We start from the raw sequence: 25132 nt of genomic DNA on the forward strand, positions 1-25132 counted from the left end.
CTCAACTCAACTGCCATGACACAGATTGTCTAGGCTGTACTGAGTCATTTCCAATCCCACTGGAGGCTCCCCATGCAGCTAGAAGGATCCTGCCACTGCGGCGCGGTGTCGTTCACCCTCGACAGTGCTCACCCCTACCCTTACCAACGCTGTTACTGCTCAATCTGCCGCAAGACCCAGGGCGGTGGTGGTTTTGCGATCAACCTGGGTGGCGATGCGCGGACCTTGAAAGTGCGCGGACGCAAGCACATCTCGGTCTACCACGCGCGGCTCAAGGACGAAGGCGATAAACGCGCCCACCGCAGCAGTGCCGAACGACATTTCTGTTCCTTGTGCGGTTCGGGGCTATGGCTGTTCAGCCCCGAATGGCCGGAGCTGATTCACCCCTTTGCCTCGGCCATCGACACACCGCTGCCGGTACCGCCGGAGCACACCCATCTGATGCTGGGTTCCAGGGCGCCGTGGGTGGAAGTCGAGGCGCATCCGGATGACCAGTTGTTCGAGGTTTATCCCGAGGAGTCCATTGCTCGGTGGCATGAGCGCCTGGGGCTGGTCACTTAGAAATGCAGTGCTGCATAAGGCCCCTTCGCGAGCAAGCTCGCTCCCACAGGGATTTGTGAACTTCCCAAGTCCAATGTGGGAGCGAGCTTGCTCGCGATGGCGTCAAGGCAAACAGCCCTATGCCACAGGCACACCACTGTGGAAACGAAACTCCACATCCGGCGATTCGATCAGTTCCCGCTCGGCCTCGCGGACCTTGTCGATCACCTGGGCAATGTCCTTGGCGTCCCCGTACTGGTAGGCCAGTTTCAGATACCCCTGGAAATGCCGGGCCTCGCTTTTCAACAGGCCGAAATAGAACTTGCCCAGCTCTTCGTCCAGATGCGGCACCAACGCCTCGAAACGCTCGCAACTGCGCGCTTCGATGAAGGCGCCCACCACCAGGGTGTCCACCAGCTTGACCGGTTCATGGCTGCGCACCACCTTGCGCAACCCCGAGGCATAGCGCCCGGCCGAGAGTTGGCGCAAACCGATCTTGCGTTTTTTCATCAGGCGCATGACCTGCTCGTGATGCACCAACTCTTCCCGGGCCAGGCGCGACATCAGGTTGATCAGGTCGACGTGGGAATGGTACTTGGCGATCAGGCTCAGGGCGGTACTGGCGGCCTTGAACTCGCAGTTCTTGTGGTCGATCAGCAAGGTTTCCTGGTCGGCCAATGCCGCCTGGACCCAACCGTCGGGTGTACGGCAGCCAAGGAACTCGTGGATTTCGGGAAGGATCATGGGGCTCACGGACAAAGGTAATCGAGCGAAGGGCGCCGATTATACCGGCCCGCCTCAAGACCACCAGCCACGACTGTTGATATGCATCAAGTCGACGGTTGACCCACAGCAACTATAGTTGAGCAACGCCATGCCTTTTCATTGCAGGAGACGCCGATCATGCAAGCCATTCGCAGCATCCTGGTGGTCATCGAACCCGAACATGCGGAAAGCCTGGCGCTCAAGCGCGCCAAGTTGATCGCCGGCGTGACCCAGGCCCACCTGCATCTGTTGGTCTGCGACAAGCGGCATGACCATGCCGGCCTGCTGAGTGTGCTCAAAGCCGGGTTGGCGGCGGACGGCTACAGCGTGACGACCGAACAGGCCTGGAACGAAAGCCTTCATGAAACCATCATCGACGTGCAACAGGCCGAAGGTTGCGGCCTGGTGATCAAGCAGCACTTCCCCGACAGCCCGCTGAAAAAAGCCCTGCTCACCCCCGCCGACTGGAAGCTGTTGCGCCATTGCCCGACCCCGGTGCTGCTGGTGAAAACCGCCGGTTCATGGAAGGACAAGGTGATCCTGGCCGCCGTTGACGTGGGCAATGCCGACGGCGAGCACCGCCACCTGCACACCACCATCATTGACCACGGCTATGACATCGCCGGCCTGGCCAAGGGGCACCTGCACGTCATCAGTGCCCACCCTTCGCCAATGCTCTCGGCGGCCGACCCGACCTTCCAGCTCAAGGAAACCATCGAGGCCCGTTATCGCGAACAATGCCGGGCGTTCCAGGCAGAATTCGACATCGACGACCAGCACCTGCACGTCTCCGAAGGCCCGGCGGACGTATTGATCCCGTTCATGGCCCACAAGCTGCAGGCGGCGGTGACGGTGATCGGCACCGTGGCCCGCTCCGGGCTGTCCGGGGCCCTGATTGGCAACACCGCCGAAGCGGTGCTCGATACGCTGGAAAGCGACGTGCTGGTGCTCAAGCCGCAGGAGGTGGAGGACCATCTGGTGGAGCTGGCGGTCAAGGATTGAAGCGAACCGATCTTGTGGCGAGGGGATTTATCCCCGCTGGGCCGCGAAGCGGCCCCAAATCAGGCAACCGAGCATGTCAGGTCGATCGTATCGACCACACTAGGGCTGCTTCGCAGCCCAACGGGGATAAATCCCCTCGCCACAGGTGTTTCTGCAGTTCCCAGGCGGCACATCACTGTCTCAACCGCCAAACGCATCCTTGAGAAACCCTGGCGCAATGTAGCGCTGGTAATGGGCTTCGGACAAAAGGAAAAACTCTCGATCGATGGCGTCCCGCAGGTCCGGCAGCTCCCAATCGCGGAACTCCGGCAGCAATACCATGCCGTAGGCTTCCAGATTATTGATGACCCGCGCGCCGCGGGCGATCAACTGATAGGCCCAGCAATACTCCGACTGGTGCGGCACGAAGCGGATCTTTCGATCTTCGAGCTGCCGGCGCAGCAGGCCGGGGTCGAACACCTCCAGCTTGGCCACCATCACCTGCACCAGCAACTGCTCCAGGCGCATCCACACCGCGCGCTTCTCGTCCTCGTTGTAGCCGTTCCAGTGGATCACTTCATGGTGGAACCGCTTGCAGCCCCGGCACACCAGGTCACCGTAGACAGTGGAGCAAAGGCCGACACAAGGGGTCTTGATGAGCTGGTTGGGCATAAGGAAAAACACACGCAAAAGCAGGACAGGCCGGCATGTTAGCCCTTTGTCTAAGATTGATCACCCCTCAAACTTCCCGCTCGAACTTACCTTTAATTTTTTTTTGCCGTAGAATCAGCCAGCCTTTTAAGGCGCCAATGTCCGTTAGAAGCTGTTTTCAAAGCGTCACGAGCACAGTCGTTCCTTCAGAGCGGTGTTGGCGGAGGGTCTTTCCAGCGGGGAAAGCCCAACGCCAACCCTCATCAGCTCCCCGTTCTGCAGGCGTAAAACTTTGAAAGCAGCTTCTGTGAGGAACCCCGGAAACTCTGGCGTGGTGGCCCAAAAAGCCCCCGACGCGCATGAGTACCGCGGGTTTCTGGATGAGCGTCCCGGACACCCATTTGGGACCACTGATGAGGGTAATAACTGTGCTTGAAGCCTACCGCAAACATATCGAAGAGCGCGCCGCACTGGGTATCGTTCCCCAGCCGCTTAACGCCGAACAAACCGCAGGCCTGATCGAGCTGCTGAAAAATCCTCCGGCGGGCGAAGAAGCTTTCCTCGTTGACCTGATCACCAATCGCGTTCCGCCTGGAGTCGACGAAGCCGCCTACGTCAAGGCCGGTTTCCTCTCCGCACTGGCCAAGGGCCAGGCCCAATCCCCCCTGCTGGACAAGAAGCGTGCCGTCGAGCTGCTCGGCACCATGCAGGGCGGCTACAACATCGTGACCCTGGTCGAGCTGCTGGACGACGCCGAACTGGCGCCAGTGGCCGCCGAAGAACTCAAGCACACCCTGCTGATGTTCGACGCCTTCCACGACGTGGCTGAAAAAGCCAAGAACGGCAACGTTCACGCCAAGGCCGTGCTGCAATCCTGGGCCGAAGGCGAGTGGTTCAAGAAGCGCCCGGTGCTGGCCGACAAGATCAGCCTGCGCGTGTTCAAGGTTCCTGGCGAAACCAACACCGACGACCTGTCCCCTGCCCCGGACGCCTGGTCGCGCCCTGATATCCCGCTGCACGCCCTGGCCATGCTGAAAATGGCCCGTGACGGCATCGTTCCGGACGAGCAAGGCAAGACCGGCCCGATGAAGCAGATCGAAGAAATGCGCGGCCAGGGCTTCCCGATCGCCTACGTCGGCGACGTGGTCGGCACCGGTTCCTCGCGTAAATCCGCCACCAACTCGGTGCTGTGGTTCTTCGGCGACGACATCCCGTACGTACCGAACAAGCGTGCCGGTGGTTTCTGCTTCGGCAGCAAGATCGCCCCGATCTTCTACAACACCATGGAAGACGCCGGCGCCCTGCCGATCGAATTCGACGTGTCGAACATGAACATGGGCGACGTGATCGACCTGTACCCGCATGCCGGCAAGGTCTGCAAGCACGGTACCGACGAAGTCATCACCACGTTCGAAATGAAGACCCCGGTCCTGCTCGACGAAGTGCGTGCCGGCGGCCGTATCCCGCTGATCATCGGCCGTGGCCTGACCGAGAAGGCGCGCGCCGAGCTGGGCCTGCCACCGTTCGACCTGTTCAAGAAGCCTGAAGCACCTGCCGAAAGCACCAAGGGCTTCACCCTGGCGCAGAAGATGGTCGGCAAGGCTTGCGGCGTAGCCGGTGTGCGTCCTGGCACCTACTGCGAACCGAAGATGACCACCGTGGGCTCCCAGGACACCACCGGTCCGATGACCCGTGACGAGCTGAAAGACCTGGCCTGCCTGGGCTTCTCCGCTGACCTGGTGATGCAGTCCTTCTGCCACACCGCGGCGTATCCGAAGCCGATCGACGTGACCACCCACCACACCCTGCCTGACTTCATCATGACCCGCGGCGGCGTTTCCCTGCGTCCGGGCGACGGCATCATCCACTCGTGGCTGAACCGCATGCTGCTGCCAGACACCGTGGGCACCGGTGGTGACTCGCACACCCGCTTCCCGATGGGCATCTCGTTCCCGGCCGGTTCTGGCCTGGTGGCGTTTGCCGCAGCCACCGGCGTCATGCCGCTGGACATGCCGGAATCGATCCTGGTGCGCTTCAAAGGCAAGATGAAGCCTGGCATCACCCTGCGTGACCTGGTTCATGCCATTCCTTACTTCGCCATCCAGAAAGGCCTGCTGACAGTCGAGAAGAAAGGCAAGAAAAACGCCTTCTCCGGCCGCATCCTGGAAATCGAAGGCCTGGAAAACCTGACCCTGGAACAGGCTTTCGAGCTGTCCGACGCCTCGGCCGAACGTTCCGCCGCCGGTTGCACCATCAAGCTGTCGAAAGAGTCGATCACCGAGTACCTGCAGTCCAACATCACCCTGCTGCGCTGGATGATCGGCGAAGGCTACGGCGATGCCCGGACCCTGGAGCGTCGTGCACAAGCGATGGAAGCCTGGATCGCCAACCCAGAGCTGATGGAAGCCGATGCCGACGCCGAATACGCCGAAGTCATCGAAATCGACCTGGCCGACATCAGCGAGCCTGTGCTCTGCGCGCCGAACGACCCGGACGACGCCCGTCTGCTCTCCAGCGTTGCTGGCGAGAAGATCGACGAAGTGTTCATCGGTTCGTGCATGACCAACATCGGTCACTTCCGCGCCGCCGGCAAGCTGCTGGATCAGGTCAAGGGCCAGCTGCCAACCCGCCTGTGGTTGTCGCCGCCGACCAAGATGGACGCTCACCAGCTGACCGAAGAAGGCTACTACGGCATCTACGGCAAGGCCGGTGCACGGATGGAAATGCCAGGTTGCTCGCTGTGCATGGGTAACCAGGCACGCGTGGAGCCGAACTCCACCGTGGTGTCGACGTCGACCCGTAACTTCCCGAACCGTCTGGGCGACGGCGCGAACGTCTACCTGGCTTCGGCCGAGCTGGCGTCCGTGGCTTCGATCCTGGGTCGCCTGCCGACCGTCGAGGAGTACCTGGAATACGCCGGCAAGATCGACAGCATGGCAGCGGACGTGTACCGCTACCTGAGCTTCGACCAGATCGCCGAGTTCCGTGAAGCGGCTGCAAACGCCAACATCCCGGTCGTTCAAGCCTAAGGCTTAGACGCTCGACTGAAACGCCGCCCTTCTTGTGAGGGGCGGCGTTTTTTTATGCCTGTAGATTGGTGCCAGCCGAACCATCGCCTTCGCGGGCAAGCCCGCTCCCACAGGGATGGAGGTGAACCTGACTCCCATCAACACCACAGAACCACTGTGGGAGCGGGCTTGCCCGCGAAGGCGTCAGCTCAGCCAACATCTTCGTGCCTGATCCAACGCTTTCGCGAGCAAGCTCGCTCCCACAAGGTGAGGGTTGCAGGTCAGGCGGCGAGGGAGTAGACCAGCGCGGTGATCGCCACCAGGCCTACCAGCACCACAAAGACATTCGACGCCTGGCCACGATAACGGGCCATGGCCGGGACTTTGCGGATGGCGTACATCGGCATCAGGAACAGGATGGCCGCGATCACCGGGCCGCCCAGGGTCTCGATCATGCCCAGGATGCTCGGGTTGAGCGTGGCGACGATCCAGCACACCACCAGCATGAACGCGGCCGTGAGGCGGTCCAGGGTCTTGGGAGCGGGACGACGGCCGCTCTTGACGATCAGCCCCTTGAGGCCTTCGCTCGCACCGATGTAGTGCCCGAGGAACGACTTGGAGATGGCCACGAACGCAATCAACGGCGCCGCAAAGGCAATGGTCGGATTACTGAAGTGGTTGGCCAGGTACGACAGGATCGACAGGTTCTGCGCCTTGGCCTCGGCCAGTTGCGCCGGGGACAGGGTCAACACGCAACTGAACACGAAGAACAGCACCATCACCACCATCAACACATGGGCACGCGACAGGATCTGCGCGCTGCGCGCTTGGGCATTGGCGCCGTAACGGCGCTTCTGGTCCACCGCAAACGCCGAGATGATCGGCGAATGGTTGAACGAAAACACCATCACCGGGATCGCCAGCCACAAGGTGTGCAGCAGCGCGGAAGGCTCAGGCACCGTCGACGCGGTACTCAGGATGCCACCATTCCAGTGCGGGACCAGGAACACCGCCAGGAACAGCAGCGCCACGATGAACGGGTAGACCATCAGGCTCATCGCCTTGACGATCACCTGCTCGCCGCAACGCACCACCGCCAGCAGGCCGAGGATCAGCACCAGCGAGAGTACCGCCCGGGGAGGCGGCTGAATGTGCAGTTGATGCTCCAGGAAGCTGCCCACGGTATTGGTCAGCGCCACGCTGTAGATCAGCAGGATCGGGAAAATCGCGAAGAAGTACAGCAGCGTGATCAGCGCACCGGCCTTGATGCCGAAATGCTCTTCCACCACCTCGGTGATGTCGGCGCCATCACGACCGGACAGCACGAAGCGGGTCAACCCACGGTGGGCATAGAACGTCATGGGGAATGCCAGCAGGGCCAGGATCAGCAGCGGCCAGAAACCGCCGAGGCCCGCATTGATCGGTAAAAACAGCGTGCCCGCACCGATGGCGGTGCCAAACAGCCCGAGCATCCAGGTCGTGTCCTGGCGACTCCATTGATCGAGAGTGGCTGGGGCTATCGTTTCAAAGCGCTCTTCGACGCTATTGGCCTGATCATTCATCCGGTCGGATCTCCGCGTTCCGGTCACATGCACCCGGCCAAGACGAGTCGGAAAACCCCGACAGGCAGCGCCCTGGCCGAAACAGGGGCGCGATTGTCCGGGATTAGCGAGCAGAAGCAAAGGCTTAGCTGAGGAGTGGTTGCCCATCACAACAAAAATGCCGGGGCACGCGCTGGCCAGGCTATCGCCGCTTTACACCAGCTCCTACACTCAGGACAAAATGCAACCTGTGGGAGCGAGCCTGCTCGCTCCCACGCTGATTGAGCCCGCCCGATCGCGCCAAAGCCCAAAGGAGCACAGCATGCCCGTCACCGTCCTGGTACTGGTTGAAACCGTCAATGAATACCTGCCGATCCTCGAGCGCCAGGGCTATCACCTGGAACTGGCGCCGACGCCGGCCGAGCGCAAGGCCGCGATTTTCGAACATGGCGAACGGTTCAACGCGGTGCTGACCCGTGGTCCCCTGGGCTTGACGGCGGAGGAAATGGCCGCCCTGCCCAACCTGCAGATCATCTGCGTGATCGGCGCCGGCTACGAGCAGGTCGACCTGCAGGCAGCGCGCAGCCGCGGCATCGTGGTGACCAACGGCGCCGGGGTCAACGCCTCCTCGGTGGCCGACCATGCCATGGCACTGCTGCTGGCGTTGGTGCGCGACATCCCCCGGGCCGACGCCAGCGTGCGCCGGGGCGAGTGGTCCAAGGTCATGCGCCCGTCCCTGGCCGGCAAGCGACTGGGCGTGCTCGGGCTGGGCGCCGTGGGCATGGCGATTGCCAAACGGGCCGCCCTCGGCTTCGACATGAGCGTCAGCTACCACAATCGCCGGATGCGCAACGACGTGCCCTATACCTTCTGCGCCACGCCGACGGAACTGGCACGGGCTTCGGATTTCCTGGTCGTCGCCACGCCCGGCGGCCTGGATACGCGCCAGTTGATCAACAAGCAGGCCCTCGATGCCCTGGGCCCGAACGGTTTTCTGGTGAACATCGCCCGGGCCAGCGTGGTTGCCACCGCCGAACTGATCAGCGCGCTTGAACACCGGCGGATTGCCGGGGCGGCCCTGGATGTGTTCGATCACGAGCCCGAAGTGCCGGATGCGCTGAAAAGCCTGCCCAATGTGGTCCTGACTCCCCATGTGGCCGGCCTGTCACCGGAAGCGACCCGTGGCACGGTCGAGTTGGTCGGCCAGAACCTGGACGCATTCTTTTCAGGCAAACCGGTGTTGACCCCGGTCCCGCTGCCCGAGTCCTACAGCTGATCGTGGCAGGGGCGCTCGCGCCCTCGCCACAGGACAGGGCTTACAGCACCCCCAGCAACGTCCACAGCCGTCGGGATTCGGCGTCGGCGCTGATCAACTCGCCCAGCAGCTCGCTCAACGGTTTGTTGCCCCACTCCACGCCCCGCCGGATCAAATAGGGCACCGGGCTGTGGGGCTCGGTGCGGGCCAGGTAACCGGCAATGACCAGCAGTTGGCGATAGGCTTCTTCGCGGTTGGCCGGTTCCTGGAAGACCTGGGCCGGCGCCACCTGTGACGGCTCGGCCGACGTCGCAGCCGTCGGCGCAGCGGGTGCCGGCGCGACGCTGGGTTGTTGTGGGTGCATCGCAATGAACTCCTCTACCAAGGCCAGCCAGGCCTGCATCACATCCTGCAGGGGTTTGTAGCTCGGGGCCAGTTGGTCCAGGCAGGCATCGCTCCAGGCTTGGAGCCGTTGCAGGTGTTGCAGGCTCAACATCAGGCTGCCCTGGCGATGCAACCAGAACGACAACGGCGTGCCGCGAATCAGTTCGTCGAGTTTCTTTTGATCGGTCCGCGCCGTCTCGACCGCGACCTTGGCGCTCTTGCTGTCATTGCCCAGCACCAGCCGGCGTTGCAGGCGTTGCCAGTCATGCAGGCAGAAATTGGCGTAGGTCGGGTCATCTCCATTGAGCAACGGCACCCGGGTCAGCAGCACCTCACTGTAGCGTCGCACCAACCACTCCAACGGCATCACCCGCCAGGAGCAGTCGCCGTCCTCGGCCTGGGGGTGCAAGTGCTCCGGGTAGCGTTCGCACAGGCCCGCCACCAGCGCCAAGCTGCCCGGCAAGCCCTCCAGGCCCGACAGGTGCAGCCAGGCCTCCCCCAGCCAGGCGCTGATCATCAGGTCCTTGCTGCGCTCAAGCAGCAGCAGGGTGGCGAGCCGTTCCAGCTCCGGCCATTGGGCGCGCTTGATCGGCGACTCCCAGACACCAGCAGGCAGACTGGTGTCGTCCTCGCGACGCATCTCGCGCAATCGGTCGTACACCGGTTCGTAGCGCAAATCCTGGCCACAGGGCGCCTGGGCGTCGAGCGGTTCCAGCAGTTGCGTGACCAATTCGGGCAATGGGCTGATCGGCAAGCTCATGGGGTCTCCTCACGGGTGGCGATGGTCGACGTCGACGAGGTCGCCATGAACGGCGAACGGGGCGCCCGGGTCGGCAGCGGCGGCATCGACAGCGGCAGCTTCGAGCCCTGGCTCATCAACGACACGCGCACGAACATCAGGGTTTGCTGGGCGACGCGATCCTGGGCCAGGCCCTGAGGCTGCGGGGCCTGCGTCGGATTGCGGGCGATCACCGGCAACTGCAAGGTCAACGGGAAATCGGTGTAGTCGACGTTGGGTTGGCGCTGGGCCGACACCAGCGAACGCATCAGGCGCAGCAATGACCACGGCCCCTGGTACTGCCAACCCGCCTCCAGGTCGCGCACCACCAGGTTCGGCTGCAGGGGGTCGTTGGCCGGACGCTGGTAGCCGTTGCGCGCCCAGCGCAGCGTCAGACTGACGGGTTGCCCGACCATCCAGCGCAGATTCTGCTGGGCCTCGCCCGGGTAGTTGATCTGTTGGTTGCCGGCGCTCAAATCCCAGGCGATCACCTGGTCGGCGCCACGTTCCTGCTCGCGATCGGTGCGCCAGCGCACGTCCATCTCCACGCCGAGAAGGCCACTCTTGTCCCGCACGAATAGAGGCCCGAGCCAGGTACCGGCCTGTTTCAAGCCCTTGAGAAAATCTTCGGCGGCCAGGCGGTCCGGGGTCTGGCTCAGGGTCAGCCCCGCCTGGGCCAGAGGCAAGCGGGTGTCGATCAACTCCAGCAGCCGCTGCACCCGCGCCGGGTCAGCGTCGCTGGCGCGCACATCCTGGGAAAACGGAAAGCGCCCGGCCAGGTACTGATTGAAGTAGTCGGCCAGGTCATTCCAGGCGGTCGCCGCCTGGTTCTGCTGCAGGTACAGGCAGCGTTGCAGGGCACTCTGTTGCAGTGCGACCGCACGCTGGGCCACGTCGCCGCGCCCGCCGGACAGGTTGGAGGTCTGCAGGATCTGCGCGCAGGAGGCCGTGTCCATCTCGATGAAGTCGCGGCTCACCAACTGTTCGAACTGCGCCGCCGAACTTGCCGGGTTCTGGCTCTTGTACTTGAGCAACTCGTCATTGAGGGCCATGAACCGAGCCACCTGGTCATGTTCCAGGGCCGACAGGTTGTCCTGCTGGACGATCAGCCATTCCAGCGCCGGCATACGCTGCTCGGCGATCTGCAACATGGCGGCGAACTGCTGGTTGAGGTTCAGCTTCAGGTCCTGGGGATCGGTGGCGCCATACAGTTGCAGGCCAAAGTTCTTCGACCCGTTCCAGCGCTGGACATCCGCCCGCTGGCTGAACAGCGGCTGGGCTTCGATCTCCTGCTGAGCGCTCCTGATCTGCGCCAGGGCGCGGCGATTGAGCAAGCGCTGCAAGCGCGTCGCCAGATCGCTGCGGTGCACGTCCATGAAGGCTTTTTGCAAGGCCACTGCCTGGGTGGTTTGCACGTTGAAGGGCATGCCCGGCAACTGTTCGTCGCTCTCATCCAGGCTCAGCCACATCGCCCGGGCCGCGGCGCCTTCAGCCGCCTGGATCAGGGCCTCCCGGTAAACCGGCGGGATGCGCGACAGTTCCTCGTTGGTGTAACTCTTGTAGCTGGCGAAGTAATTCAGGGCCACGCTGAAGTCATCGCTGCCGCTGCCCTGCCCTGTTGGATCGGTGTCGCTGTCCGACGGGGCCTTCTGCAACGCCAACGCGACGAAATCACGTTTGAACAAGGCTTGGACCGCGCCGTTCAGCGCCGTGACGTGATCCTGCAACACCAACAGCCCACTGCCCTGTTGCACCAGCAAGTTGTCCCGGGAACCGGCCTGGACAATCCACTGGTCGCGAAAACTCTGCTGCAGCTTCGCCGCCTGGCTCTCCAGGTCCTGCTCGATGTCGGGACCAAGCAGCGTGCTGTGGCCGACCTTGTCCATCAGTTGTGTGTAACCGGGCACCAGGTCCTGACCCTTGCCGCGCCCCCAGGCCGCATTGGTCAGGCTCACCAGTGTTTGCAAATCGTCGATCAGCGCCATCAGGTCTTCGAGCTCGCTCAAGGAGTTGCCGCCACCGGCCTCCAGCCGTTGCAGGTGCAGCTTGAGGTAGCCGGCCTGGCGCACGAAGTTGTCCGCCAGGAAGTAATGATCGAGCCAGCGCTGCATCAGGCCGGTGAAATTGTCCGAGACCACCGGTCGCGCGGCGTTCAGGTCCAGCCCCTTCAAATCATCGTTGTGGGCGTCAAACAGCACCCGGTTGTAGAAGCGTGCGCGGCTCAAGGTGCCGGTGTTGAGGTTCAGCGACAACGCGTTGTCACTCAGTTGCACCAGTTCATCCAGGGGCGCCTTGGGGTTGTTCACCGCCTGGTTGAAGAGTTGGTTGTGCTGCTCCAGGCGTACCGCCCGCTCCACCAGGTCCTTGGCCTTCACGTAGCTCTGCCATTGCGCCGGGTCTTCACTTTGCACGTTGCCACGTCGCTCGGTGTTGCGGATCGCCTTGAGCTGCTCCAGGTCCGCCGCCAGCAGGTCGCGCAACGGCAGTATCCAATGGTGCCGGGCCGTCAGGCGCAAGCCCTCCTCCAATTGCGTGTCCACCGAGGAAAACCACGACGTCGGGAACACCACCGAGACGAAGCGCCAGCGCGGTGCCTTCTCCAGCATGCTCCAATAGTTCTGCACATTGTGTCGGGTCGGTTCCAGACGGGGCTTGTCCGGGTCGAGCACCCAATGGTTCTTGTGGGTGCTGAGGATCAGTTGCGAGAGCTCCTCGGCCTGTTCGATCGAGTCCTGCCAGACCCAGACCATGCCCCCCATCCAGGCCAACCCAACCACCAGCGCCACCGCACCGGCCAACCGATGCCAACGCTGGCGCAAGCGCAACAGTCGGGGCACCGGCTGCGCCAGGCCGCGCTCGGCCACCAGCCGCCGTGCCCACAACTGCCGGGCGAACACCGTCTGACGCAAGGCGCTGTCACTGGCGATCACGGCGTCGGCGCCAGTGGCCGACGCCTGGCTGGCGGTGAAATACACACCGCGAAAACGCGGCGCCTCGCCTTGGGCATTGCCTTGGAACACCGGCTCCAGAAGGATCTGCAAGGCTCGGCGCAAACCTTCGAAGCGCTCCGGCAGCCCATAGAGATCACTGCTCAATTGGCCCGACAGCGCCCCGATTTCGATGATCGATTGCGACAACGCGGCATTGACCTGATCCAGCGCCTGATCGCTCCATTGCGACTGCCACGCCGCCTCCGGCAGGTAGGGTGACGACCAGCCCAGCGTCGATTCCCGTGCCTCGGCGGGCAGTGCGCTGATCAATTCCTGGAAGCCGGGCAGTTCTTGCATCCCGGTAATCACCACGTACACCGGCAGACTCAGGCCGAAGCGTTGCAGCAGGTCGATGAAACTGCGCCGGACCTTAAGGCTAAAGTCGGCGGTGTGCTCGATGTCGCCGAGCCGGTCGAACGGCACGGTCCAGATCACCGCATCCAGTGGCCGCTTGCTGCGCAAGCGCAGGAGCAGTCCCAACAGGCGCCACCAATTGCCCCGCTGCCGGTTCATGCCTTCCTCGGGCAGGAACAACGCCTGGGGCACCACCAGCACCGCGCCCTCGGCATCCGACCACCAGCGGCCAAACCACGCCGCCTTGTCCGTCGGTTGCAGGCGCCATTGGGCGCACAGCTGGGCCCCGTCAGTGTCGTTGCCGAGCATCAGCAGCCAGGGCATCTGGTAGCGGTCCCGCACGCCTTGCTCTTGCTCCATGTGGCGCACGGCCCCATAGAAACTGCGGATCGCCGCCCCGCCCTGGGTGCGCAGCCACCAGAGCGCCGCCACCACCAACAGCACCAGAAGAATGGCGAGCACCACCAGCGCGACGATGCTCAAAGAGCTCATGAGTCCTGCTCCTGGACCACCGATTCGTTCAGTTGCAGCACCGGTTCGAGTGCCCCACGGATGTCGCGCCAGAACACCTGCCCCAACCCCGTCAGCAACACCACCATCGCCAGGATCGCCAGCCCCAGACGCAACCCGTCCGGCAGCGATTGCTGCGCCGGCAACCGCAGCGGCGGTGCCGCCGCCGACAGCGCCAGGCGTTCGCTGACATCGACAAAGTCCGGTTCGTGCTGCCAGGCGAAGGTGAACAGCGCCACCCGCCATTTTTCATGCAGGACCTGGCCAGGCTCGCCCCGCAGGCGGCCCTGGAAACCGAGGATCAAACATTGCAGGTAGACATTGGCCAGGTCGCGGGTGCCGGGCATCTGCTCATCCAGCAGTTTCTTGATCGCCGCGGGCAAGCGCTCGCCGGCCTGGCGACTGGAATACATTCGCGATTCGAGCGGATGCTGCTGCCAGGCCAGTTGCCCTGGCCACGGGGTGAACAGCAGGGTTTCGTCCACCAGGGCGACGAAGGCATAGACCACCGACTTGACCTGCTCGCTCGCGGCGTCGCCAACGGTGGCGAACGCCATTCGCCACAGGCGCTGGGCGCAGCGCCCGGAAAACTCCACCACGCGGCTGACCACGACGGCGGGGTCGCTTTCCTTGGGCAGGTCCTGCCATTCCTGGGACCACTTCAGCCAGGCCTGGCGAAAAGCGCTGCTCAGCGGCGCCTCGTGCAGACCCCGAACCGCCCCGCCACTTCCGTCTGGCATACGACTCCCCTTTTGCGATCAGGCACTTTCACCGGCTTGCGCCACGAACAACACCACTTGCCACGGGCTGCTGGCCTGGGCCGACGCCGGCGCCACGATGTGCAGCGGCAATTGCCCGTCGAACCATTGCCCGCTGGCGGCCACCACAAACAGACGGGTGTCGTCGCCGACGCTGTAGGCGACCTGCTCATTGCGGCTCATGGCCTGGTGGGGCAACCCGCTCATGCGCTGTCGACTCAGCAGCGGTACATGGGGCGCGGAGGCGATGATCGCGCCACGCAGCCATTCACCCGCCGCCTGCTCGCTGGCGCCGTTGGGCATGCGCAGGCCGATCACCAGGCGTTGGGTCGGTTGGTCGTCGGGTAACTGGATCGAGAAGACCTGGTCGTTACGTTCGAAGGCCAGGCTGCGATAACCGGCGCGGATCAACTCCAGGGTGGTTTCCAGCCAGTCGAGCAACGGCTCGTAGCCGCGTTGCAATTCGAGGAAATCCAGCGGCGCGAAAGCCGGCACGCCCGCCAGCGGATCGAGGGCCGACCACGCGCCAGCCAACCCCAGCAGCGCGCCGTAAAGCGATTGCGGCGTCGCCACCCGGGTGTTCAGCGCCCCTTCGACTTCCGGCAGCCGCGCCCACAGCGCCGTCAATTGTCGACGGATCTCCAGGGCGTCGTCCTGGTTGCCGGCGGCCTGGGCCTGGCGCAACCGGCCGGCGAGGAACATGCATTTTTCCCGCGCCCGGGCGCACAGCCCGACGATGCGCCGGCCCAACAGCGATTCCGGCAACAGGACCGGCGTCGGTGGCGTGTAGGGCACGCGCCAGAAGCCGCCGCCCTCCTTGCGAATGCGCAGCAGCGGCAGGCAGATCGAGTCGGCCCGGCTCAACTGCGTGCACAGCCTGGGGTTGGGTCGCCAGACCGTGATCGACTCGGGAAACTCGCCGCTGGTCAGGTCTGGCAATGCCTCGCCGACCACCGATTGCAGGCGCCCCTTGAGCGGCAGCAGTTGCCCGGCACGCCAGAGCGGACTGACGGCCAGGTACACGGTCACGGTGGCGTCGTCGGTCTTGTTGACCGCCTCGTTGATGTCCAGCTCCAGGGTCGGCCCGACCCCGGCCTGCAGGTTGACCGCCAACCCGTCCGGCAAGGTGCCTTGCAGTTGCAGCAGTCGCACCTGGCCGGCGCTCAGGGCCGAGGGGTCGACGTCCAGTTGACTGACGCCCCAGAACCAGGGGTTGCAGGCACCGGCGAAATGCGCGGCCAGGGCCTCGGCGCGCAGCCCTTGCAATTGAAAATGCTGGGGCAGCAATTGCATGCCCTCATGCCAGCACACCGCGTCAGGTAACAGACTCATACGACTCCCTTCGACATCTCAATGTCGCCGCCCCCAGGGCGGCCCGCGGTCACTCGGGCTGGCCGTCATTGACCAGTGTCATCTCACGACTTTCGAACTTCAGCCAGGCCGTGCGCTGGTCGTCCAGCCGAAGCCGGTGGGCTCCGGGAGTGTTATAGCTGGCGAAGACCAAAAGTCCAGCGGCACGCCGCCCCTCCAAGGGGAAGGGCTGATGGTCGATGAATTGCCCCGGCACCAGCTCCAGTCCCCAGACCGCCATGCGTTGACGATAATCGCGCTGGAACTGTTCGCGTTCGGCAAACCATTGGCGGGCGGTGATCCCCGACAACTGCTTGAGCAGGTCCGGGTCTTCGACGGCGATGAAATCCACCGCGATCGGCGTGTTGTCATTGGCCCCGGAAGCGACGTCCAGGGTCAGGCTGTCCAGGTCGACGCTGGGAGCAAAGAGCGAGCAACCGGTGAGCACCAGGCTCAAAAAAAATCCGGAAAAAAACACACGCAAAATGAATCTTCCTTTTCTCAGCGGTCAAAAATTGTTTTTGCTTGCATTTTTATAGACCTGTTCTAGCGTCTTGGATAGTTCGGCCAGCACGGTCGAATGCGCCAGGTTCGTCAAGGGAATGACAGGTTTTCTGCCCTTCATTTGCAACCTGTGGATCAGCAAGGGATTGCGATGAGCGGGCCTCCCGATGCATTGCGCCCCACATGCATCGGAGACGGCCACCATGGCAGAAAGTACCCAGCACAAGCTCGACCGAGTTCGCCCTCCCCGCGTCCAGATCACCTATGACGTGGAAATCGGCAACGCCATCGAGAAAAAGGAATTGCCACTGGTGGTCGGCATCCTGGCCGACCTCTCGGGCAAGCCATTGGACCCGTTGCCCAAGCTCAATGAGCGGCGATTCACGGAGATCGACCGGGACAATTTCAACGAGGTGCTCGCCTCCATCTCCCCACGTGCCACGCTCCAGGTGAACAACACCCTCAGTGGCGACGACAGCAAGCTCAACATCGAACTCAACTTCCGCCACATCGACGACTTCGACCCGGTCAAGGTCGTGGAGCAGGTCACCCCGCTGCGGCGCTTGTTCGAAGCCCGCCAACGCCTGCGCGACCTGCTGACCAAGCTCGATGGCAACGACGACCTGGACAAGCTGCTGCGCGACGTGATCGCCAACACCGAGGGCCTGCAGGAGATCAAGTCGGCGCGGCCCCAGGACGCCTCGCCGGAACTGCCCGCCGTAGCCGCCAACGATGACCCGGCCCCCGCCGAACCAAAGGCCTGATCGCGCTCATCATTCAAGGGAGATAAAGCCATGCCTGCTTCATCCAGCGCTCAAACCAGCGAGAGCACGACCCAGACCCTGTCCCTGCTGGACAAGATCATCGCCGAGGGCCGCATGGCCCACGACGACAGCCAGCAGGACTACGCCCGCGACATGCTGGCCGAATTCGCCACCCAGGTTCTCGACGAAGGCATGGCCATCGACAAGGACACCGTGGCGATGATCAACGACCGCATCAGCCAGATCGACGAATTGATCAGCGCCCAGCTCAACGAAGTGCTGCACCATCCCGAGCTGCAGAAACTCGAAGCCTCCTGGCGCGGCCTGCACCTGTTGGTGCAGAACACCGAAACCAGCACCCGGCTCAAGTTGCGCCTGCTCAACGTGACCCAGAAGGAGCTGCAGAACGACCTGGAGAAGGCCGTCGAATTCGACCAGAGCGCGCTGTTCAAGAAGATCTACGAAGAAGAATACGGCACCTTCGGCGGGCACCCGTTCAGCCTGCTGGTGGGCGACTACACCTTCGGCCGGCACCCGCAGGACATCGGCCTGCTGGAAAAACTCTCGAACGTGGCGGCAGCGGCGCATGCGCCGTTCATTGCCGCCGCCAGCCCCCGGTTGTTCGACATGACCAGTTTCACCGAACTGGCGGTTCCCCGTGACCTGTCGAAGATTTTCGAGAGCCAGGAACTGATCAAGTGGCGCTCGTTCCGCGAAAGCGAAGACTCGCGCTATGTGTCCCTGGTGCTGCCGCACTTCCTGTTGCGCCTGCCCTATGGGCCGGACACTCTGCCGGTGGAAGGCATCAACTACGTCGAGGACGTCAACGGCACCGACCACAGCAAGTACCTGTGGGGCAACGCCGCCTGGGCGCTGTCGCAACGCATCACCGAGGCCTTCGCCAAGTACGGCTGGTGCGCGGCGATCCGCGGCGCCGAGGGCGGTGGCGCGGTGGAAGGCCTGCCGGCCCATACCTTCCGCACCAGCTCCGGGGACCTTTCGCTCAAGTGCCCGACCGAAGTGGCGATCACCGACCGCCGCGAAAAAGAACTCAACGACCTCGGTTTCATTTCCCTGTGCCACAAGAAAAACAGCGACGTGGCGGTGTTCTTCGGCGGCCAGACCACCAACAAGGCCAAGCTCTACAACACCAATGAAGCCAACGCCAACGCGCGCATCTCGGCGATGCTGCCGTACGTGCTGGCGGCCTCGCGCTTCGCCCACTATCTGAAGGTGATCATGCGCGACAAGGTCGGCAGCTTCATGACCCGCGACAACGTGCAGACCTACCTCAACAACTGGATCGCCGACTACGTCCTGATCAACGACAACGCGCCGCAGGAGATCAAGGCGCAGTACCCGTTGCGCGAGGCGCGGGTGGACGTGACGGAAGTGGCCGGCAAGCCGGGCGCCTACAAGGCCACGGTGTTCCTGCGGCCGCACTTCCAGCTCGAGGAACTGACCGCGTCGATCCGCCTGGTGGCGACCCTGCCGCCACCGGTTGCGGCCTGACGACCGAAGCCTGCGGCGAGGGAGTTTTGTGGCGAGGGGATTTATCCCCGATGGGGCGCGAAGCGGCCCCGATTCCCGGCGACTCGGTGCTTGCGACAGATTGAGTCATCGGCACAAGGGGCTGCTGCGCAGCCCATCGGGGATAAATCCCCTCGCCACAAGGTTTGGCGTTCGTTCTTACGGTATTGGCACCACCTATTCGTTTTCTTCAGGAGTCCCACACCATGGATGCAATCATTCTCGACCTCGGCGGCGACATCAAGGGCGACAGCCTGCTGGAGGGCTTCACGGACAAGATCGAGGTCATGTCCTACAGCCACAACGTGGCCATGCAGGTCACCAATGACGTCAGCAACTCGGAGCGCACCTCCGGCCGGCCGCACATCGGTGAGTTCACCCTGACCAAGTTCATCGACAGCTCCACGCCCTCGCTCAACGAGTATTGCTGCGCCGGCAAGCCGATCCCACAGGCCGTCATCACCATCGGCCGCAACGCCGCCGAGGGCAGCGGCAAGATCATGCCGTTCATCGTCTACACCCTCACCAACGTCGTGCTGTCCAACGTCAGCGTCAGCGGCGGCACGGGCGGCAAGCCGGTGGAAACCCTGTCGCTGAACTTCACCAAGATCAAATGGGAGCTCACCGCCCAGAAAGACGACGGCACCAAGGAAGGTACGGCGGGCACGACCTGGGACCTGGCGGCCAACAAAATGACCAAGTAAGGAGGCTGCGCCATGGCCGGCTTCGGGTTTCGTCCGCCGCTGTTCGAACGCCTGGCCAGCCCGGCGGACGACACCGGTCGGGCGTTCGATCGCCAGGCGTTGCAGGACTCGGTCCACACCGAACTGTCGCGGCTGTTCAACACCCGGCGCGGGCCACGGGCACTGACCGAGCCACCGAGCATCCTCGACTACGGCATTGCCGACTGGACCGCGCTGCAACAGCAACGCAGCGATGATCGGCGCCAACTGACCCGGGAGATCCGCCAGGCGGTCAGCCACTTCGAACCTCGCCTGCGCCTGGGCGAGGTACAGGTCTGCCCGGTGCCCGGTCAGCCACAACAGTTGTGCATCCGGCTGCTGGGCGAACTGCGCGGCGACCCCCACGCCTGGCCGGTGGCCTTTGTGATCGAGCCCGCCGACGACGGCCTTGAGGTGCGCCATGAGCGACTCGATTGACCCGCAACTGCTGGACTATTATCAGCGCGAACTGACCTGGCTGCGTCACGCCGGGAGCCTGTTCGCCGAACGCTACCCCAAGGTCGCCCGGCGCCTGGAGTTGTCCCCTGGCGAATGCCCGGACCCCCACGTCGAGCGCCTGCTGGAGGGTTTCGCGTTATTGGCGGCGCGCCTGCAACGTCGGCTGGACGACGATTACGCCGAGTTCAGCGACGCCCTGCTCGAACAGCTCTACCCGTTGGCCATGCGCCCGTTGCCATCGTGTGCCATCGTCCAGTTCGAACCCGACCCGAGCAAGGGCAACCTCGACGAGGGCTACCCCCTGCCCCGCGACACGCCGTTGTTCGTCACCACTGACAAGGGCCAGAGCATTCACTTTCGCACCACCGCCGCCGTGCATCTGTGGCCGCTGGAAATCAGCGAGGCGCTGCTACTGGGCAGCGACGAGGCCCAAGGGCTGACCGGGGTGGTCCAGGCCCGTTCGGCCTTGCGCCTGAACCTGCGTTGCCTGGGTGAAAGCCAGTGGTCGACACTGGGGATCGAGCACCTGCGGGTGCACCTAGCCGCCTCGCCGATCATCAATGCCTGGCTCTATGACCTGTTGGGCGCCCACGCCATCAAGGTCCTCGCCGGGCCACCCGGCAGCGTGCCGGAGCCACTGGCCGGCCTGCCGCAAATAGTCGGTTTCGGCAGCGACCAGGCCTTGCTGCCGGACGAGGACGGCGTGCACCCGGGTATGCGTCTGCTGGCTGAGTACTTTGCCTTCCCCGACAAATTCGGTTTCTTCGACCTGCCACTGGCCGGCGCGAACAGCGACAACGCCTCCCTGTACCTCTACATCGTGTTCGACCGCGCTCCGGCCAGCCGCCTGCCGCTCCAGGCCAGCGACATCGCGCTGGGCTGCACCCCGGTGATCAACCTGTTCCCCAGAACTTCGGAACCGCTGCGCCCGGACGGCACTCGCAGTGAATACCGCCTGGTGGCCGACAGTCATCGGGAAAACAGCGTCGAGATCCACAGCATCCGTGGCATGCGCGCCAGTTCCAGCCAGGGCGTGCGCAAGGTGCCGGCCTACTACGGCAGCCAGCATGGCAACGACCCGTCGTGCTACTGGCATGCACGGCGGGTCAGCGGCATGAGCCCGAACCGGCTGGGCACCGACCTGATGGTCAGTCTGGTGGACACCCGGTTCGACCCACTGGCCGAGACCCGCGACTACAGCCTCACCGCCGAACTGCTCTGCACCAACCGACACCTGGCCCAGAGCCTGCCCGCCGGCACCCCGCTGGGCTTCGAGCGCCCGGGGCCGGTGGCCTGGGCCCGCCTGCGCAACCCACCCAGCCCCCAGAGCCTGCCGCGACTGGACGGCGAATCGCGCTGGCGACTGGTGTCGCAATTGACCCTCAACCATTTGTCCCTGGTGGAAGGCCCCCAGGCGCTCGATGCCCTGCGCGAGATCCTGGAATTGCATAACCTGCGCGACGAGGCCAGCGCCCGGCGCCAGATCGACGGCGTGTTGGGGCTGGGCTGCGAACGGGTCATCGCCCATGTTGGCGAGGACGCCTGGCGCGGTTGGCGCAACGGCCTGGAAGTGCGCCTGCAACTGGACCCGCAGCATTTCGTCGGCAGCAGCGCCGTGCTGTTCTCCGGGGTGCTGGCGCAGTTCTTTTCCCTCTACGCCACCGCCAACCGCTTCGTGCGCACGGTGCTGGTCCAGTCCGACAAGGAGGTGAAGACATGGCAACCCCAAGCCGGCAAGCCCCTGACGCTCTGAACCTGAGCCAACGCCTGCGACGCGACCCGCAACGCTTCGAATGGCTCCAGGCGTTGCAGGTGCTGGAGCGCGAGCATCCCCAGGCCGAAACCCTCGGCAGCGGCACCGCCCCGCACGCCGAGGCGCTGCGCTTGCGTGGGCCGCTGACGCCCGTGTTCGCCGCCAGCGAAGTCGAGCGCCTGGAGCAGGACACCGGCTCACCACCGACCCTGACCACACCGATCTTCGGCCTCGGCGGCCCGGACGGTCCGCTGCCCTACGCCTACCAGGAATGGCTGCAACAACGGGCACGGGCGCGGGACCACGCCCCAGCGGAATTTCTCGACCTGTTCCAGCATCGTCTGCTCAGCCTGCTGTACAAGGTGATGCGCAAGCACCGCATTGCCTTGGGCTTCACCGCCCCCGGGGCTTCGGCCGTACAGGCGCAGTTGCGGGCGCTGACCGGCCTGCTGCCCAAGGCCCTGCAAGAGCGCCAGGCCGCTCCCGATTGCGCCGTGCTCGCCTGCACCGCGCTGTACGCCGACGGCCGTCGTTCCCTGGCCGGCTTCGCGGCCATTGTCCGTGAGCAATTCGGCCTGCCCGTGGAACTGACCGGCTATGCCGGGGGCTGGCGGGAAATCCCGCCGGCCAGCCGCAGCCGCTTGCAGGTCGGGGGACGCAACCTGTGCCTGGGCCGCACGGCGGTGGCCGGGACCCGGGTCTGGGACGAGCATGCCGGCGTGCGCCTGACCCTGGGCCCACTGAGCACCGTCCAGGCCAACGGCCTGCTGCCTGACGGCGACGTCCATCCGCTGCTCGCCAGTCTCTATGCCTTGTATTTCGGCCCGGACCTGGACTGCACGCTGGTGCTGCTGGTCCGTGGCGCCGGGCCGTTGCAACTCGGCCACTCGACGGCGCCGCGCTTGAGCTGGAACGGCGGCCTGCAACGCCAGCCGAGCCTGGCCGTGCAACGCATCGAAACCCGCCTTCGTCAGCCGGAGATCGCCTGAAATGGAACTGGCCAGCCTGATCGGACGCCTCAACCCGGACAACCGCCGCGCCTTGGAACGGGCCGCGCAACGCTGCCTGCAACGCGGCCATCATTACGTCGAGATCGAACACCTGTTGCTGGAACTGCTGGACATCGAAGGGGGTGACTTCGCCTGCCTGCTGCCGCGCTTCGGCCTGGAACGCGACGCCGTGGCGACTGAAACCAATCGGGCCCTGGAGCTGTTCAAGTCCGGCAGCACTCGCACCCCTGCCCTGTCGGCGCAGACCATCGGCCTGCTGGAGGATGCCGTGGTGCAGGCCAGCGTACTGGGCCTGGACAGCATCCGTTCCGGGCTGTTGTTGCTGGCCCTGCTCGATCGCGACGAGCGCCGCGGCTTGCTGCTCAACAGTGCTTCATCGCTGCTGCGCATCCCCCGGGACGCCCTGCGCACCCACCTGCTGGAGTGGACCGAAAGCTCCCACGAACATACCGGCGGCGTACGCGCTGCCAAGCCTGGCGAGGCGCCGCAAAAGCAGGACCCGGTACTCGACCAGTACACCCAGGACCTGACCGCCGACGCCCGGGAAGGTCGCATCGACCCGATCGTCGGACGCGACGGCGAGATCCGCCAATGCATCGACATTCTGCTCAGGCGTCGGCAGAACAACCCGATCCTGGTGGGCGCCCCGGGCGTCGGCAAGACCGCCGTGGTGGAAGGCCTGGCCCTGCGCATCGCCGCCGCAGATGTGCCGCCGTCATTGCAAGAGGTGACGCTGCGGGTGCTCGACCTGGGCCTGTTGCAGGCCGGCGCGGGCGTCAAGGGTGAATTCGAGCAACGCCTCAAGGGTGTGATCGACGCGGTACGCAGCGCCGAAAAACCCATCATCCTGTTCATCGACGAAGCCCACACGTTGATCGGTGCCGGCGGTGCCGAAGGTGGCAGCGATGCCGCCAACCTGCTCAAGCCGGCCCTGGCCCGAGGCGAACTGCGCACCCTGGCCGCCACCACCTGGCTGGAGTACAAGAAATACTTCGAGAAAGACCCGGCCCTGACCCGCCGCTTCCAACTTGTGCAGGTCGAAGAACCAGACGAACTCACCGCCGTGGAAATGCTCCGTGGCGTCGCCACTAAATTGGAGCAGCACCACGGCGTGCAGGTGTTGGACGCGGCCATCCACGAAGCAGTGAAGCTGTCCCATCGCTACATTTCAGGACGCCAGTTGCCGGACAAGGCCATCAGCGTGCTCGACACCGCCTGCGCCCGGGTCGCCCTCGGCCAGCACGACGTACCGCCGCCGCTGGAAAGCCTGCGGCACCGTCAGAACAGCCTCAAGGATGAAGTCGAGCGCCTGCGACGCGAGCAAGCCACCGGCCTGGATCACCGCGAACGCATCACCCTGCTGGAAAGCGAATCGGCCAGCAACGTGCAGGCCATCCGCGAGCTGGAAACCCGCTGGGGCGAAGAACGCGAAGCAGTGCGCGAGCTGCTCGACACCCGGCGCGAACTGCTGGCCCTGAGCGAACGGGCCGATGCTGAAAAACCCGACACCGAGGTCGATAACCGCATCGATCACCTGGCCGCCGAATTGCTGCGCCTGGAAGCCGGCCTCGATGCCATTCGCCAGGACGATCCCCTGGTGCCCGAACAGGTGGACAGCAAGACCGTCGCCGCCGTGATCGCCGGCTGGACCGGCATCCCGGTGGGCAAGATGCTCGCCGACGAGGCCCACGCCGTGCGCACCCTGGGCCAGCGCATGGGGCAACGGGTGATGGGCCAGGGCCCGGCGCTCGACACCATCGCCCAACGCCTGCAAGCCTACCGCGCCGGCCTCACCGACCCGCAGAAACCGGTCGGGGTGTTCCTGCTGGTGGGCCCCACCGGCGTGGGCAAGACCGAAACCGCCTACGCCCTGGCCGATGCCTTGTACGGCGGCGAGCGCAACCTGATCAGCATCAACCTTTCGGAATACCAGGAAGCCCACACCGTCAGCCAGCTCAAAGGCGCCCCGCCCGGCTACGTCGGCTACGGCAGCGGTGGCGTGCTCACCGAAGCGGTGCGGCGCAAACCCTATTCGGTGGTGCTGCTGGACGAAATCGAGAAGGCTCACCCCGATGTGCTCGAAGCGTTCTACAACGTCTTCGACAAGGGGCTGATGGAGGACGGCACCGGCCTGGTGGTGGACTTCAAGAACACCGTGATGCTCGCCACCAGCAACGTCGGTGCCGAATTGCTGCTGGACACCCCGGCTGCGCAACTGGGCAGCGATGCCTTCAACGAAGCCTTGCGCAAGGTGTTGTTGCAAGCGTTTCGTCCGGCCTTCCTGGCGCGCATGACGGTGGTGGCGTACCGGCCGCTGGATGAGGCAACGCTGGAGGGGATCGTGTTGGCGAAGTTGGAAAAACTGCGTGCACGCTACAAGGCCGCGACGGGCAAGCCGTTCGAGTTCGACCCCGGGATCGTCAAGGCCGTGCTCGCCAAATGCAGCGCGGCCGGCGCGCGAGATATCGAAAATGTGCTGATGACGCAGGTGACGGGGAAGTTGGCGCAGTGGGCCCTGGAATAAA

General features: G+C 64.3%; 19 protein-coding genes. 11 read left to right on the plus strand and 8 right to left on the minus strand.

All coding sequences use genetic code 11. From position 1 onward, the window contains the following. The first annotated feature begins 72 nt into the window (after positions 1–72). Positions 73–561, plus strand: coding sequence for a GFA family protein (locus V5F23_RS15520; protein WP_042729177.1), 489 nt, complete (start codon positions 73–75; stop codon positions 559–561). A 117-nt stretch (positions 562–678) separates the two neighbouring features. On the opposite strand, the gene miaE is transcribed toward V5F23_RS15520, so the two are convergent. Then, complete coding sequence (gene miaE / locus V5F23_RS15525; protein WP_042729178.1) at positions 679–1284, minus strand: tRNA isopentenyl-2-thiomethyl-A-37 hydroxylase MiaE; 606 nt, start codon at positions 1282–1284, stop codon at positions 679–681. Between the two features lie 159 nt (positions 1285–1443). On the opposite strand from miaE, the gene V5F23_RS15530 reads away from it, so the two are divergent. Continuing rightward, positions 1444–2307, plus strand: coding sequence for a universal stress protein (locus V5F23_RS15530; RefSeq protein WP_042729179.1), 864 nt, complete (start codon positions 1444–1446; stop codon positions 2305–2307). Positions 2308–2487: 180 nt separating this feature from the next. Here the strand turns inward: V5F23_RS15530 and V5F23_RS15535 are convergent, their stop codons facing one another. After that, on the minus strand, positions 2488–2958 hold the full coding sequence (locus V5F23_RS15535) for a DUF1289 domain-containing protein (RefSeq protein WP_042729180.1): 471 nt from the start codon (positions 2956–2958) through the stop codon (positions 2488–2490). 407 nt (positions 2959–3365) lie between these two features. Here V5F23_RS15535 and acnB point away from each other — a divergent pair, with 407 nt between their 5' ends. Beyond that, positions 3366–5966: a bifunctional aconitate hydratase 2/2-methylisocitrate dehydratase gene (gene acnB / locus V5F23_RS15540; protein ID WP_042729181.1), complete on the plus strand. Its 2601-nt coding sequence runs from the start codon at positions 3366–3368 to the stop codon at positions 5964–5966. A 260-nt stretch (positions 5967–6226) separates the two neighbouring features. Here the strand turns inward: acnB and V5F23_RS15545 are convergent, their stop codons facing one another. After that, positions 6227–7507, minus strand: coding sequence for a serine/threonine transporter (locus tag V5F23_RS15545; protein WP_042729182.1), 1281 nt, complete (start codon positions 7505–7507; stop codon positions 6227–6229). A 301-nt stretch (positions 7508–7808) separates the two neighbouring features. Between V5F23_RS15545 and V5F23_RS15550 the strand changes: the two genes are divergently transcribed. Beyond that, positions 7809–8762: a 2-hydroxyacid dehydrogenase gene (locus V5F23_RS15550; protein ID WP_042729183.1), complete on the plus strand. Its 954-nt coding sequence runs from the start codon at positions 7809–7811 to the stop codon at positions 8760–8762. A 40-nt stretch (positions 8763–8802) separates the two neighbouring features. Here the strand turns inward: V5F23_RS15550 and tssA are convergent, their stop codons facing one another. The 5 genes from tssA to V5F23_RS15575 are packed head-to-tail and all read right to left on the minus strand — an operon-like array spanning position 8803 to position 16349. Continuing rightward, complete coding sequence (gene tssA, locus V5F23_RS15555; protein ID WP_338495532.1) at positions 8803–9885, minus strand: type VI secretion system protein TssA; 1083 nt, start codon at positions 9883–9885, stop codon at positions 8803–8805. Continuing rightward, complete coding sequence (locus V5F23_RS15560) at positions 9882–13739, minus strand: type VI secretion protein IcmF/TssM N-terminal domain-containing protein (RefSeq protein WP_042729185.1); 3858 nt, start codon at positions 13737–13739, stop codon at positions 9882–9884. Before V5F23_RS15560 ends, tssA begins: the two co-directional genes overlap by 4 nt. Continuing rightward, the gene (locus tag V5F23_RS15565; protein WP_047738836.1) at positions 13736–14497 is read right to left on the minus strand and encodes a DotU/TssL family secretion system protein; all 762 of its coding nucleotides are present in this window, start codon (positions 14495–14497) and stop codon (positions 13736–13738) included. Before V5F23_RS15565 ends, V5F23_RS15560 begins: the two co-directional genes overlap by 4 nt. A gap of 18 nt (positions 14498–14515) precedes the next feature. Further along, complete coding sequence (tssK, locus tag V5F23_RS15570; RefSeq protein ID WP_042732184.1) at positions 14516–15847, minus strand: type VI secretion system baseplate subunit TssK; 1332 nt, start codon at positions 15845–15847, stop codon at positions 14516–14518. A 49-nt stretch (positions 15848–15896) separates the two neighbouring features. Further along, complete coding sequence (locus V5F23_RS15575) at positions 15897–16349, minus strand: hypothetical protein (protein WP_042732185.1); 453 nt, start codon at positions 16347–16349, stop codon at positions 15897–15899. 223 nt (positions 16350–16572) lie between these two features. On the opposite strand from V5F23_RS15575, the gene tssB reads away from it, so the two are divergent. The 7 genes from tssB to tssH all read left to right on the plus strand — a co-directional run bounded on the left by tssB (position 16573) and on the right by tssH (position 25131). Further along, complete coding sequence (gene tssB, locus V5F23_RS15580) at positions 16573–17133, plus strand: type VI secretion system contractile sheath small subunit (protein ID WP_042732186.1); 561 nt, start codon at positions 16573–16575, stop codon at positions 17131–17133. Positions 17134–17163: 30 nt separating this feature from the next. Further along, entirely contained in the window at positions 17164–18645 is a 1482-nt protein-coding gene (gene tssC / locus V5F23_RS15585; protein ID WP_042732187.1) for a type VI secretion system contractile sheath large subunit, read from the plus strand. 224 nt (positions 18646–18869) lie between these two features. Next, positions 18870–19367, plus strand: coding sequence for an Hcp family type VI secretion system effector (locus V5F23_RS15590; RefSeq protein WP_024776584.1), 498 nt, complete (start codon positions 18870–18872; stop codon positions 19365–19367). A gap of 12 nt (positions 19368–19379) precedes the next feature. Then, positions 19380–19823, plus strand: a complete 444-nt coding sequence (gene tssE / locus V5F23_RS15595; protein ID WP_042732188.1) for a type VI secretion system baseplate subunit TssE — start codon at positions 19380–19382, stop codon at positions 19821–19823. Then, positions 19807–21597 (plus strand): type VI secretion system baseplate subunit TssF, encoded by a 1791-nt coding sequence (gene tssF / locus V5F23_RS15600; protein WP_212802660.1) that lies wholly within the window; start codon positions 19807–19809, stop codon positions 21595–21597. The genes tssE and tssF overlap by 17 nt, the downstream gene beginning before the upstream one ends. Further along, on the plus strand, positions 21561–22586 hold the full coding sequence (gene tssG, locus V5F23_RS15605) for a type VI secretion system baseplate subunit TssG (protein ID WP_042732956.1): 1026 nt from the start codon (positions 21561–21563) through the stop codon (positions 22584–22586). The genes tssF and tssG overlap by 37 nt, the downstream gene beginning before the upstream one ends. Position 22587: 1 nt before the next feature. After that, positions 22588–25131 carry a type VI secretion system ATPase TssH gene (tssH, locus tag V5F23_RS15610; protein WP_212802661.1) on the plus strand — a complete coding sequence of 848 codons (2544 nt, stop codon included), beginning with the start codon at positions 22588–22590 and terminating at the stop codon, positions 25129–25131. Position 25132 lies beyond the last annotated feature (1 nt).

The sequence above is a fragment of the Pseudomonas sp. WP18 genome, assembly GCF_036689585.1.
In the GTDB taxonomy this organism is placed as follows: Bacteria; Pseudomonadota; Gammaproteobacteria; order Pseudomonadales; family Pseudomonadaceae; genus Aquipseudomonas; species Aquipseudomonas chlororaphis_E.